The 13611-nt window shown below is 65.6% G+C and carries 10 protein-coding genes; 3 read left to right on the top strand and 7 right to left on the bottom strand.

All coding sequences use genetic code 11. The features are described 5' to 3' along the window. Position 1 precedes the first annotated feature (1 nt). The 3 genes from QJT82_RS07495 (at position 2) to QJT82_RS07485 (ending at position 5253) form a co-directional block, all read left to right on the top strand. Complete coding sequence (locus tag QJT82_RS07495) at positions 2–1195, top strand: efflux RND transporter periplasmic adaptor subunit (RefSeq protein ID WP_028338814.1); 1194 nt, start codon at positions 2–4, stop codon at positions 1193–1195. An 81-nt stretch (positions 1196–1276) separates the two neighbouring features. Then, entirely contained in the window at positions 1277–4378 is a 3102-nt protein-coding gene (locus tag QJT82_RS07490; protein WP_028338813.1) for a multidrug efflux RND transporter permease subunit, read from the top strand. A 131-nt stretch (positions 4379–4509) separates the two neighbouring features. Further along, positions 4510–5253 (top strand): hypothetical protein, encoded by a 744-nt coding sequence (locus tag QJT82_RS07485; protein ID WP_028338812.1) that lies wholly within the window; start codon positions 4510–4512, stop codon positions 5251–5253. 257 nt (positions 5254–5510) lie between these two features. Here the strand turns inward: QJT82_RS07485 and QJT82_RS07480 are convergent, their stop codons facing one another. The 7 genes from QJT82_RS07480 to QJT82_RS07450 form a co-directional block, all read right to left on the bottom strand. After that, positions 5511–6401, bottom strand: coding sequence for an ABC transporter permease (locus QJT82_RS07480; protein ID WP_028338811.1), 891 nt, complete (start codon positions 6399–6401; stop codon positions 5511–5513). Positions 6402–6405: 4 nt separating this feature from the next. Beyond that, positions 6406–7347 (bottom strand): ABC transporter permease, encoded by a 942-nt coding sequence (locus tag QJT82_RS07475; protein ID WP_028338810.1) that lies wholly within the window; start codon positions 7345–7347, stop codon positions 6406–6408. A gap of 85 nt (positions 7348–7432) precedes the next feature. After that, positions 7433–8884: an ABC transporter substrate-binding protein gene (locus QJT82_RS07470; protein ID WP_281446627.1), complete on the bottom strand. Its 1452-nt coding sequence runs from the start codon at positions 8882–8884 to the stop codon at positions 7433–7435. Positions 8885–8902: 18 nt separating this feature from the next. After that, complete coding sequence (locus QJT82_RS07465; RefSeq protein WP_028338808.1) at positions 8903–10000, bottom strand: dipeptide ABC transporter ATP-binding protein; 1098 nt, start codon at positions 9998–10000, stop codon at positions 8903–8905. After that, positions 9997–10986, bottom strand: coding sequence for an ABC transporter ATP-binding protein (locus QJT82_RS07460; RefSeq protein WP_028338807.1), 990 nt, complete (start codon positions 10984–10986; stop codon positions 9997–9999). The genes QJT82_RS07465 and QJT82_RS07460 overlap by 4 nt, the downstream gene beginning before the upstream one ends. Continuing rightward, positions 10983–11693, bottom strand: coding sequence for a DUF1028 domain-containing protein (locus QJT82_RS07455; protein WP_028338806.1), 711 nt, complete (start codon positions 11691–11693; stop codon positions 10983–10985). The genes QJT82_RS07460 and QJT82_RS07455 overlap by 4 nt, the downstream gene beginning before the upstream one ends. Positions 11694–11708: 15 nt before the next feature. Next, positions 11709–13514, bottom strand: coding sequence for a gamma-glutamyltransferase family protein (locus tag QJT82_RS07450; protein ID WP_028338805.1), 1806 nt, complete (start codon positions 13512–13514; stop codon positions 11709–11711). Positions 13515–13611: the final 97 nt, after the last annotated feature.

The following is a 13611-nucleotide window of genomic DNA, read 5'->3' as shown; positions in this document are numbered from 1 at the left end:
CATGAATATTCAGACCGAAAGCCACATCTCGGGGCAACCGATCAAGGAGAAGCAAGCCAAGCGTCCCGTCCGCATGGTGCGCTGGTTCATCATCGTAGGCCTGTTGCTGGCCCTGCTCGTCGGCGCGCTGGTCGGCTTCAATGCCTTCCGCAGCCACATGATCGCGCAGTTCTTTGCCAACAATAAGCCGCCGCCGGCGAACGTGTCGGCCGTCGAGGCGAAGACGGAGGTGATTCCGAACCTGCTGACCGCCGTCGGCGATCTCGTCGCCGTGCACCAGGTCAACGTCACGACCGACGTGCCGGGCCGTATCACCGAGATCCTGTTCACCGCCGGCAGCCACGTAAAGGCCGGCACGCCGCTGGTGCAGTTGTTCGACGCACCGGAGCAGGGCGACCTCGCCAACTACAAGGCGCAGGCGACCGTCGGCGAGCTGCAGCTCGACCGCGCCAAGCAGCTCGCGTCGCGCCAGTTCGGTCCGCAATCGACCGTCGACACCGCGCAGGCCGCTTACGACCAGGCCAAGGCGGGCATTGCCAAGACCGAAGCGCTGATCTCGCAGAAGCTGGTGCGCGCACCGTTCGAAGGCGATCTCGGCGTGCGCCAGGTCGAAGTCGGCCAGTACCTGACGGCCGGCACCCAGATCGTGTCGCTGACCGATCTGTCGGTGCTGTACGCCAACCTGACCGTTACCGAAAAGCAGAGCTCGCAGATCAAGGTCGGCCAGGCCGTGCGCGTCTCGGTCGACGCCTATCCGGGCCGCACCTTCGAGGGCAAGATCACGACCATCGAGCCGCAGATCGCGACCGACACCCGCAACATCCGGGTTCAGGCCACGATCCAGAATCCGGACAGCATCCTCAAGCCGGGCATGTTCGCGACCACCACGATCGTGCTGCCCGGGAAGCCGCCGGTCGTGACGATTCCCGAAACCGCGGTCGACTACACGCTGTACGGCGACTCGGTGTTCCTGATCACCGAGAAGAAGGGCGACGACGGCAAGACCGCCCTGACCGCGGACCGCACCTTCGTGAAGACGGGCAACCGCGTCGAGGGCCGTGTCGAGATCCTCAAGGGTCTGAAGGCGGGGGACAAGGTCGTCGCCGTCGGCCAGATCAAGCTGCAGTCGGGCATGGCGGTTGCGATCTCGACCGATCCGCCGCCGCCGGTTCCGGCCGAACCGCCGCGCTACTGATCTTCATTCATCGAACTCGGAGGGCCATTGGCCCTCCGCCACATCTTGCCGCAAGCCGGCAGAACACGAATCGAGTTGGCGATGGCCTTCACTGATATTTTCATCAAGCGCCCGGTGCTGTCGGTCGTCGTCAGCCTGCTGATCCTGCTGATCGGCCTGCGCGCGGCGATGGTTTTGCCAATCCGGCAATATCCGAATCTTTCGAACACCGTCGTGACGATCACCACGTCATACCCCGGTGCGTCGCCCGAGCTGATCAACGGCTTCATCACCACGCCGATCGAGCAGGCCGTCGCGTCGGCCGAAGGCGTCGACTACATGACGTCGAACTCGGTGCTCGGCACCTCGACGATTCAGGTTTACGTCAAGCTCAATCACGATCCGAACCAGGCGCTGACCGAGGTGCTCGCCAAGGTCAATTCGGTCAAATACCTGATCCCGAAGGAAGCCTTCGATCCCGTCGTGACCAAGGCGACCGGTGACACCATCGCCGTGATGTATCTCGGCTTCTCCAGCGAAGAGCTGACCGGATCGTCGATCTCCGACTACCTGACCCGCGTCGTGCAGCCGGTGCTCTCGACGGTCGATGGCGTCGCGTCGGCCGACATCCTCGGCGGCCAGACCTTTGCGATGCGCGTCTGGCTCGATCCGACCCGCATGGCCGGCCGCGGCGTGTCGCCCAACGACGTCGCCGCCGCGATCGCCGCCAACAACTTCCAGGCGGCCGCCGGCCAGACCAAGGGCTTCTTCATCGTCTCCAACGTCTCGGCCAATACCGACCTTCAGAACATCGATCAGTTCAAGCGGATGATCGTGAAGGCGAAGGACGGCGGCTTCGTGCGCATCGAGGACATCGCGACGGTGGAGCTCGCGGCGCAAAGCACGGACGCCAGCGTCGCCTTCAACGGCGAGCATGCGATCTTCATCGGCATCAAGGCGACGCCGCAGGGCAACCCGCTGACCCTGGTGAAGGGCGTGCGCGCGCTGTTCCCCGACCTCGAGCGCAACCTGCCGCCGTCGATGAAGATGAAGGTGGCCTACGATTCCACCAAGTTCATTCAATCGTCGATCGATGAGGTCGAGAAGACGCTCACCGAAGCGGTGCTGATCGTCGTCGTCGTCATCTTCCTGTTCCTGGCCTCGCTGCGGTCGGTGATCATTCCCGTCGTCACCATCCCGCTGTCGCTGATCGGCGTCTGCATCCTGATGCTGGCCGCCGGCTTCAGCTTCAACCTGCTGACGCTGCTGGCGATGGTGCTGGCGATCGGTCTCGTGGTCGACGACGCGATCGTGGTGGTGGAGAACATCCATCGGCATCTCGAGGAGGGCCTGCCACCGGTGCAGGCTTCGCTAAAGGGTGCCCGCGAGATCGTCGGTCCCGTCGTCTCCATGACGATTACGCTGGCGGCGGTGTACGCGCCGATCGGCTTCCTCGGCGGCGTGACCGGCACGCTGTTCCGCGAATTCGCCTTCACGCTGGCCGGCTCGGTGATCGTGTCGGGCGTGATCGCGCTGACGCTGTCGCCGATGATGTGCTCGGTGTTCCTCAAGAGCGCGGAGGAGGGGCGTTTCGCCAGGCTGGTCAATCGCGTGTTCGGCGCGTTGACGCGGGCCTATGGCCGTCAGCTCGACCGTTCGCTCGACTACCGCCCGATCACGGCGCTGTTCGCCGTGACCATCCTCGGTCTGGTCGGCTTCCTCTACATGCACATCCAGAAGGAGCTGGCGCCGCAGGAGGATCAGGGCATCGTGTTCGCGGTGACCAAGGCGCCGAAATACGCCAACATCGACTACATCGATTTCTACGGCGACAAGATGGACAAGGAGTTCCAGAAGTTTCCCGAGACCGACCTGCGGTTCATCCTGAACGGCATCACCGGTCCGCAGGGCGGCTTCGCCGGCATGCTGCTCAAGCCGTGGGATGAGCGCAAGCGCAGCGCGCAGGCGCTGCAGCCGCTGGTTCAGGCCGAGCTGTCCAAGATCGAGGGCATCAGCGCGTTCGCGTTCAGCCTGCCGCCGCTGCCCGGCGGCCCCGGCGGTCTGCCGGTGCAGATGGTGATCTCTTCGACGGCTGGATTCCAGCAGGTGTTCGACCAGATGAGCAAGCTGAAGGATGCGGCGCGCAAGAGCGGCCTGTTCATCGTCACCGACAGCGATCTCGACTTCAACCAGCCGGTGGTCCGGGTGAAGGTCGATCGCTCCAAGGCGAGCGACCTCGGCATCACCATGCAGTCGATCGGCGGCGCCCTGGCGACGCTGCTCGGCGGCAACTATGTCAACCGCTTCAATCTGGAAGGGCGCTCCTACCAGGTGATCCCGCAGGTGCCGCGCGCCAGCCGGCTCGCGCCCGAGGCATTCAACGATTACTACGTTCCCACCGCGACCGGGCAGCTGGTGCGGCTGTCGACCGTGGTTTCGGTCGAGACCGGCGTCGATCCCAATGCGCTGACCCACTACAACCAGCTCAACTCGTCGACCTTCCAGGCCGTGCCGATGCCGGGCGTCTCGATGGGCCAGGCGGTGGAGTTCCTGCAGGGTGAAGCCAAGAAGCTGCCGTCCGGCTTCACCTACGACTTCCTGGCCGACTCCCGGCAATACGTCCACGAAGGCAATCAGCTGCTGGTCACCTTCGCGTTCGCCATCATCATCATCTTCCTGGTGCTGGCGGCGCAGTTCGAGAGCCTGCGCGATCCGTTCGTGATCATGATCTCGGTGCCGATGGCGATCGTCGGCGCCTTGATCCCGCTGTTCTTCGGCGTCGCCACCATGAACATCTACACCCAGGTGGGCCTGCTGACGCTGGTCGGACTGATCACCAAGCACGGTATCCTGATGGTGGAGTTCGCCAACGAGTTGCAGCTCAACGAGGGACTGGACCGCCGCGCGGCGATCGAGATGGCCGCCCGGATCCGCCTGCGTCCGATCCTGATGACGACGGCGGCCATGGTCACCGGCCTGCTGCCGCTGCTCACGGCCTCGGGCGCGGGCGCTGCCAGCCGCTTCTCGATCGGGCTTGTGGTCGTGGCCGGCATGACGATCGGCACGCTGTTCACGCTGTTCGTGCTGCCGATGGTCTACACGGTGATCGCGACCGATCACCAGGCCGCGGCCCATTCCGATCGCGCCAAGCAGATCGCCGACTACGAGCTCGACCAGCGTGGCGGCGCGCTGAAACCGACCTGAGCCCTCCAAGCCCATGCTCGCAGAGAAGGCGGCACTGGCGAAAGCCACTGCCGCCTTTTCTTTGTCTCGTGATAGGGTTTGCCGACGGCGGGCAGAAAATACTCGCCTCAGGAAATCCGGAGGAAACAGGCATGGCGAGCGAGTTTGCGGCGGGCAACTACCGGTTCATTCCGGCCGTGTTCCAATATTCAAGCGGCGCGCAGGCGAACGCGGGCTATGAGATCGAGCGGGTGCGCTTCGATCGCCTGCTGCCGCTCGCGGAAGGTTTTGCGCGGATCGCGGCCTACATCCGCGACGCCGGCCGGCCGCTGACCGCGTTCTGCGCCTGCGAATTGCGTTCGCCGGCCGCCTTTACCGAGGACGGCTTCCGGGCCTTCAACCAGCACTACGTCAAGACGCTCGCCGAATGGGGCCTGTTCGACGGCACCATCAATCCGGTCGCGCGCAGCAACGTCTGTCCCGAGATCGATCCGCCGGCCGAGCCGTCGTTCCATGCGTTCTCCTTTACGCGGCCGAGCACGAGCGCGTCGCCGTCCTTCGTGATCGCCGGCGGCGCCGAGGCACGCGGCGGCACCGCCAGCTATCCGGACCGCATCGTCTGCTATCGCGATCTCAGTCCCGGCGCGTGGCGCGAGAAGGTCCGCTTCACCGCCGGCGAGATGGAGCGGCGTCTGGCGGAGTTCAGCTTCGGCTGGCAGGAGACCACGGCGGTGCAGGCCTACACCGTGCACGACATCCATCCGGTGCTCGTCGACGAGCTGGTCCGCCGCGGCGCCACGCGCTCCGGCCTGACCTGGCACTTCTGCCGCCCGCCGGTGGTCGATCTCGAATACGAGATGGATTGCAGGAGGGTGTTGCGCGAGGTCGTGATTTAGCTTCCGTCGTCATTGCGAGGAGCGAAGCGACGAAGCAATCCATAGCTCCGCATGCTCGGTGATGATGGATTGCTTCGCTTCGCTCGCAATGACGAGAACTTGGTGTCACGCAACTCTCCCCGTCATCCTGAGGTGCGAGCGAAGCGAGCCTCGAAGGATGCACGGCCACCAGCCGGGCCGTCGACCCTTCGAGACGCGCGTTCCGCGCTCCTCAGGGTGACGGGGAAGAATGGCGCGCGCTCGATACGGCCGACCGGTCACCGCGCCTTCGGATCGAGCGCGTCGCGCAGGCCGTCGCCGACCAAATTGAACGACAGCACGACCAGGAAGATCGCAAGCCCCGGCCAGACCGCCATCCAGGGCGCGCTGGTCAGGAAGCGTTGCGCGGCGTTGAGCATGCTGCCCCAGGACGGCGCCGGCGGCTGCTGGCCGAGGCCGAGGAATGACAGCGCGGCCTCGGCGATGATCGCGGCCGCGATCGACAGCGTCGCCTGCACCAGCAGCGCCGGCAGGATGTTGGGCAGGATGTGGACCAGCGCGATGCGCCAGCGCGGATTGCCCATGGCGCGCGCCGCCTCGACATAATCCTCGACCTTGACGCTCATCACCTGGCCGCGGGTCAGGCGGATGAAGATCGGGGTCGCCGAGACGCCGATCGCGATCATGGCATTGCTAAGACTAGGGCCGAGGAACGCGGCGAGCGCGATCGCCAGGATCAGGAACGGGCAGGCCAGCATGGCATCGGTGATGCGGCTGATCAGCGCGTCGATGAAGCCGCCGCGATAGCCGGCGAGGAGGCCGAGCGGCACGCCGATCGCAAGCGCGATGCCGACCGAGATGACGCCGGCAAGCAGCGAGGCGCGGGCGCCGAACACGACGCGGGCGAACACGTCGCGGCCGAGTTCGTCGGTGCCGAACCAGTGCTGCGCCGACGGCGCCTTGCGCACCAGCGACCAGCTCGTCGCGACCGGATCATAGGGCACGATCAGCGGCGCGAACACGGCGAGCAGGATGAAGAGCGCGATCACGGTGAGCCCGAGCACGGCACCCTTGCGCCGGATCAGCCGCCGCCAGGCGCGCCGTGCCGGGCTCTCGAGCGTTTCGGCGGCGGCAAGCGGAGCGAGGGGCCTGAGTGCAGCGTCGGTCATCCGATCAGCCCCTCAGCCGCGGGTTGACGAGGATGTAGGCGATGTCGGCGATCAGATTGAGCGTGATGTAGATCGTCGCCGTTGTCAGCACCACGCCCTGCACGACGGCATAGTCGCGGTTGAACACGGCATCGACGATCAGCTTGCCGAAGCCCGGGATCGAGAAGATCTGCTCGGTGAGCACCGCACCCGACAGCAGCGTGCCGAGCTCGAGCGCGCCGAGCGTGATGATCGGCGTCAGCGCGTTGCGCATCGCATGCTTGAGGATCACCGTGCGCTCGGACAGGCCCTTTGCCCGCGCGGTGCGGACATAGTCGCTCTCCAGCACCTGCAGCATCGCGCTTCGCGTATGCCGCATCAGGATCGCCGCGATCGCATTGCCGAGCACGAAGGCGGGCATGACGGATGCGGCGAGGCTCGCGCGCCAGTTTTCGCCGAGCGGCACGTAGCCGGAGGCCGGCAGCCAGCCAAGTTCGACGGAGAACAGGAAGATCAGCATGATGCCGAGCCAGAAATTTGGCGTCGAAATACCCCACAGCGCGAATAAATTGGCGCCATAGTCCCACGCCGTGCCGATCTTCACCGCCGAGATGATGCCGGCGGGAATGCCGATCAGGAAGGCGACCACGATCGCCATGCCGGCGATTTGCATCGTAACCGGCAGCTTCTGCGCGATCAGGCTCGACACCGGCATCTTGTTGCGCAGGGACTCGCCGAGGTCGCCCGTGAGCACGCCCTTGACCCAATAGGCATATTGCACCGGGATCGGTTGATCCAGATGGTATTGCTGGCGGATCTGTTCGATGACGGCCGGGTCGCGCTCCTCGCCGGCCATGACGAGTGCCGGATCGCCGGGCAGCAAATGTTGCAGCGAGAAGATCAGGAGCGAGACGAAGAACAGCGTCGGGACCAGCTGAACCAGCCGCTTGGCGAGGAAGTTCAGCATTGTCAAGTCGGATCGTAGCCATGTCGTTCTGTGAGCCAAGGAGTTGCCAGACATATTTGTCTTCCTAAGACCGCTTGGCCTCCGACTATGTGAGCCAAGGAGTTGCCAGACATATTTGTCTTCCTAAGACCGCTTGGCCTCCGACTTTGAGCACGATCCTGGTCATCTTCTCGTAGATCGCCTTGCGCTGGGCGGGATCGTTGATCAGCCGCGCATCTTCCATCAGCTTGTCGGCTTCCGCGTTGGAATAGCCGCCGTCGTTCTGCGGCGCCTTGGTGTGCAGGAAGACATAGGAATTGCCGTCAGGATCGATCCGGCCGCTCCAGTTGATCTGAAACACCTGAAATTCGCCGGCCTGGGCCTGCTTGAAAGTCGTCGCAAATTCGACCACGCGGATCTTGATGTCAAAGCCTGCTTCGGCCGCCATCGACTGCACGACCTGGGCCACGGCTTCGTTCTCGGCGCCTTTGGGGACCATGTAGTCGATGGCGACCGGCAGCGTGACACCGGCCTCCTTCAGCAGCGCCTTGGCCTTGGCAATGTCGCGTCCCCGAACCGGGAACGCCTTCTGATAGTAAGGATGCGTCGGGCTGACCCACTGATTGCCCGGCGTGAACTCGCCGTTGAAGACGACCTGGTTGAGCGCCTCGCGGTCAATCGACAGATCGAGCGCCTGGCGCACCTTTTCCGACTGGCTGAGCGGCCCCTTGCTTTTGTCGTTGCCGACGTTGATGGTGAGGCCGAGATAGCCGAGTTCAGGTGCGGTCGACAGCACGAGCCGCTTGTCGGCTCGGACGTCCTTGATATCGGTGGCGAGCACCCGCTCGATCAGATCGAGCCCACCGGATTTCAGATTGGCGAGCCGCACCGTGGCATCGACGATAGGAAGGAACACGATGCGATCGATGAAGACGTTATCCTTGTTCCAGTAATCCCCGAATTTCTCGAACACCATGCGGTCCTGCTGCACGCGTTCGACGAACTTGTAGGGTCCGGCGCAGACTGGATGCAGCCCGAATTTGTCGCCCGCTTCCTTCACCGCCTTCGGCGAAACCATCATGCCGGCGCGGTCGGTCAACTGGGCGATCAGGGGCGAGTAGGGCGTCTTGAGCACCAGCTTGATGGTCAGGGGATCAACGACGTCGACGTGGTCGAGCGCAGCCAATTCCGGTTTGCGAAACGAGGTCGGCAGCGTCAGATGGCGCTCCAGCGAGAATTTGGCGGCTTCGGCGTCGAACGGCTCACCGTCGTGGAACTTGACGCCCGGCCGGAGCTTGATCGTCATCTCCTTGCCGTCGGCCGAGTTCTCGTAGGACAGCGCGAGCTGCGGAACGATGTTCAGCTTCTCGTCAATGTCGAACAGCTTGTCGCAGAAGGCTGAAAAGACGATGCGGCCGACATAGGTGCGTCCGATTGAAGGATCGAGGATGTCGGGGTCCTCGGCGAGCCCGATGCGAAGTGTCGTCTCGGCATGCGCGCTCGTTCCGCACCAGGTCACGAGGGCCGCCATCAGGACCGCCAAGCGCCAAAATCTCATCGCCAACCCCCTTATTCCCTACGCCTTTGTTCCCTGTGAAATAACCCCGGGCCGCCCCGAGGCTTCCGCCGCATTGAACGCCGCCACCAGCTTTTCCAGTGTCGGCGAGAACCCGCCATCGGAAGGCACGATCGCCTCCGCGCCGGGCAGCTCGCGCGTCCGGTGACAGGCCGTTGCATATCCGGTGCCATCTTCGCGCAACTGCGGCACTTCGCTGCGGCAGCGCGCGATCGCATAGGGACAGCGGGTATGGAAGCGGCAGCCGGAGGGCGGATTGAGCGCGCTCGGCAGCTCGCCCTCCAGCACGATGCGGCTGCGCCTGGCGCGCGGCTTCGGCACCGGGATCGCCGACAACAGCGCGCGGCTATAGGGATGGCGCGGCGCGGCGAACAGCGATTGGGCATCGGCGGTCTCGACGATGGTGCCGAGATTCATCACCGCGACGCGATCGGCGATGTGCTTCACCACGGCGAGATCGTGCGAGACGAAGATGTAGGCAAGCTTCAGGCGATCCTGCAGGTCGCGCAGCAAATTCAGGATCTGGGATCGGATCGAGACGTCGAGCGCCGACACCGGCTCGTCGCAGATGATCAGCTTCGGCTCGACCGCAAGCGCGCGGGCAATCGCGATGCGCTGGCGCTGGCCGCCGGAGAATTCGTGCGGATAGCGCCGCGCAAAGCGCGGCTCGAGTCCGACCAGGCGCAACAGCTCCTCGACCCGCGCGCGGCGGTCCGCGGCCGGGACGAGATTATGCAGCGCCAGCGGCTCGGTCAGGATCTGGCTCACCGTCATGCGCGGGTTGAGCGAGGCGTAGGGGTCCTGGAAGATCAGCTGCGCGTCGCGGCGGAATGCGCGCAGCTGCGCGGCATTGAGCGTGCCGAGGTCGCGGCCCTCGAAGCGGATCCGTCCGGCATCCGGCTCGATCAGCCGCAGCACCAGCCGGCTGACGGTGGATTTGCCGCAGCCGGATTCGCCGACCAGCGCCAGCGTCTTGCCGGCCTCGACCGTGAAGCTGACGCCGTCGACCGCCTTCACATGGGCGGTCGGCCTGCCGAACAGCGAGCGTTCGGCGACGAAATGCTTCACCAGCCCTTCGACCTCGAGCAGCGCGGTCATGACACCAGCCGCTCCAGCGGCGCGCGGATGCAGCGCGAGGCGTGGGTTGGGCTCAGCATCGCGAGCGGCGGCGGCGCTTGGGTGCAGGCAAGTTCCACGAACGGACAGCGCGCGGCGAAGCGGCAGCCGGCGGGCGGGTTCGCCATATTCGGCACCATGCCCTCGATGGTGGCGAGATGGCTGGTGCGGCGGTCGAGCCGCGGGATCGAGCCGAGCAGGCCGACCGTGTAGGGATGCTGCGGATTGGTAAACAGCTCGTCGACCGGCGCGCGCTCGACGATTTCGCCGGCATACATCACCGCGACCTCGTCGCAGACTTCGGCGACGACGCCCAGATCGTGGGTGATCAGGATGATCGCGGCGCCGCTCGCGGCCTTCAGCTCCCGCATCAGATCGAGAATCTGCGCCTGCAAGGTGACGTCGAGCGCGGTGGTCGGCTCGTCGGCGATCAGAAGCTGCGGATCGCAGGCCAACGCCATTGCGATCATCACGCGCTGGCGCATGCCGCCGGACAGCTTGTGCGGAAACTCGTCGATGCGTTTCTCGGGCGAGGGGATGTGGACGCGGCGCAGCAGCTCGATGGTGCGTTCGCGCGCCGCGCGCCGGGAGCCGCCGCGGTGGCGCAAGATGGTCTCGGTGATCTGGTCGCCGATGGTGAAGCTCGGGTTGAGCGAGGTCATCGGCTCCTGGAAGATCATCGCAAGGCGATTGCCGCGCAGGTCGCGCAGCGTCGTATCAGGCACGTCGAGCAGGTCGAAGCCGTCGAAGCGGATCGCGCCGGAGACCGCGGCGGATTGCTTCGGCAACAGCCCCATGATCGCGAGCGAGGTCACGCTCTTGCCGCAGCCGGACTCGCCGACGAGGCCGAGCGTCGCGCCCTTGGCGACGGAAAGATCGACGCTGTCGACGGCATGCGTCTTGCGGCCGTCATCGCCCTGGAAGGTGACGCGCAGGCCTTCGATCTCGATCAGCGGGCCTGCCGTCATTCGCGGCTCGTGGTTGCCGTGGCGATGCCGGCGTCGATTGTGGCGCGATCGCTGGTTCCGGCCGGGTTGCCGCGGGTCGGCATGAAGCTCCGGAACGGCACCCAGTGCTCGCGGCTGACGGCTTCCAGCCGCTCAAGCTCGCGCAGGGGATCGGCGTGGTCGTCGACGCGCAGGTCGAGCGCCGGCCATTCCTCCGCGCCGTGGATCAGAAGCGCCGCCGATTGCTTGCCGCGCTTGTCGCCGCCGGCCGCTTCGCCGGCGAACATCGCCTTGATCAGCCGCTCCGCGAACGGCAGCTTCTCGTTCTCGGCATAAACGCGCGCGGTCTCGTCGAGCACCGCGGGTCCGGCCAGCATGTTGCCGGTGATCGAGAACCCGTCGCCGGCGATATGGCCGAACCAGTCGATGCAGTCCTTGCCGGAATGCGCCGCGATGCGGCCCCTGGCGTCCATGACATGGACCTGCCGGCTCTCGCGGCCGCTGTCGGGCGCAATCAGCGCCGCGATCACCTCATGCGGGCTGTCGCCGCTGCGTAACAGCGCGAGGCCGTCGATGCCGTAATAGGGATTGACCAGCGCCTGCGTCGCCACCGCGCCGATCCCGGGTGCGATGTGCGGCACCAGCGCGCCGACCGCGAAGAACCGGGTCGCGACGGCGATGCCGAGCTGGCCGGTGGCGCTGTCGCGGGCGATGATCGACCAGGTCATCTCAAACCTTCGTGCTTAGCGGCCTGCGGCGTAACCCTGCATGCCGCGCGGATTGGCGGCGGCGCGGCGGCGGGCACCGACCTTCGAGGCCGCGGTGAGGCGGCCTTCCGACCAATCGGGACCGATCTCAACCACATGGCCGCGGCGTTTCAATTCGTCGATGGTCGATTTCGGCACGCGGTTTTCCAGCACCAGCACGCCGGGCCGCGAGGTGCGCGGCCAGAACGAGATCGGGAAATGTTCGGAGTGCCAGGCCGGCGCGTCGATTGCCTCCTGGAGATTGAGCCTGGCGTGGACATGGCGCAGGAAGAACTGCGTGATCCACTGATCCTGCTGATCGCCGCCCGGCGAGCCCCAGGAGAGATACGGCTCGCCGTCGCGCAGCGCCATGGTCGGCGAGAGCGTGGTGCGCGGCCGCTTGCCCGGCGCGAGCGAGGCAGGGTGGTTCTCCTCGAGCCAGAACATCTGGGCGCGGCTGCCGAGGCAGAAGCCGATCTCGGGAATCACCGGCGAGGACTGCAGCCAGCCGCCGGACGGCGTCGCCGAGATCATGTTGCCGGCCTTGTCGATGATGTCGAAATGCACGGTGTCGCCACGCACCTCGCCGAACCGGCCAACGGTCGGCTCGCCCGCGCCCATGGCGCCGACCGCTTCGCGATGCCCTTCGGCGTGTCGCAACTCCACGACGCCGCCGAAGCCTTCGACCGAGCCGGGGCGGAAGTCGAGCGAAGCCTTGTCTTTTGAGATCAGCTTGCGCCGTTCGTTGTTATAAGCATCGGACAGCAGCGTCTCGATCGGGATCTCGGTGAACTTCGGGTCGCCGTAGAACGTCTCGCGATCGGCATAGGCGAGCTTGGCGGCTTCGATCTGCAGATGGATGAAGTCGGGACCTGCGGGATCGAGCCCGTCGAGCTCGAAACCTTTCAGCAGCGCGAGCTGCTGCAGCATCACCGGACCCTGGCTCCAGACTCCGGCCTTCTGCACGGTGTAGCGGCCGTAATCGTAGGTGAGCGGCGCCTCGATGGTTGGCTGCCAGCGCGCCATGTCGTCGGCCGACAACACGCCGCGATGCGGCGAGCCGGAGACGTCCATCACCTCCTGGGTGCGGCAGAACTTGTCGATCGCCTCGGCGACGAAGCCCTTCGACCAGGCCTGCCGCGCGCGCTCGATCTGCGCCACGCGGTCGTGGCCGGCGCTCTCCGCCTCATCGAGGATGCGTGTGTAAGTTTCCGCGAGCTTCTTGTTGGTGAAGATGGTGCCGGGCTTCGGCACCTCGCCGTTGGGCAGATAGACGTCGGCCGATGTGGTCCAGTATTTCCGGAACAGTTGCTCGACGGTCTTGATGGTGGCCGATGCACGCTCGACAAGCGGGTAGCCGTCGCGGGCGTAGGCGATCGCGGGCTCCAGCACGTCGCGCAGCTTCATGGTGCCGTAGTCGCGCAGCAGCAGCATCCAGGATTCGAATGTGCCGGGCACGCAGGCCGCAAGCAGGCCGGTGCCGGGCACCATCTCGAGCCCCTCGCTGCGATAATGCGCGATGGTTGCCTTCGCCGGCGCCGGGCCCTGGCCGCAGATCACCTCGCTCTTGCCGCGCTTGACGTCGTGCACGATGATCGGAACGTCGCCGCCGGGGCCGTTCAGATGCGGCTCGACCACCTGTAGCGTGAAGGCGGTGGCCACTCCGGCGTCAAAGGCGTTGCCGCCTTTCTCCAGCGTTGCCATGCCGACCGCGGTGGCGATCCAGTGCGTCGAGGTGACGACGCCGAAGGTGCCTTCGATCTCGGGCCGCGTTGTGAACGGATCGGGGTTGATGTTGCTCATGGCGATTGACCGTTCGTCGGTTTGTTGTTGGGCCTCTTCGGCGGGCGCACTTGATCACAGGCCGGCTGGTATGCCAACCGCTTGGTGGACATGGCCG

This window comes from Bradyrhizobium sp. Mp19, from assembly GCF_029952935.1.
Lineage (GTDB): Bacteria > Pseudomonadota > Alphaproteobacteria > Rhizobiales > Xanthobacteraceae > Bradyrhizobium > Bradyrhizobium elkanii.
The sequence above is the reverse complement of the archived record's forward strand: the minus strand, read 5'-3'. Positions and strand labels throughout refer to the sequence as shown.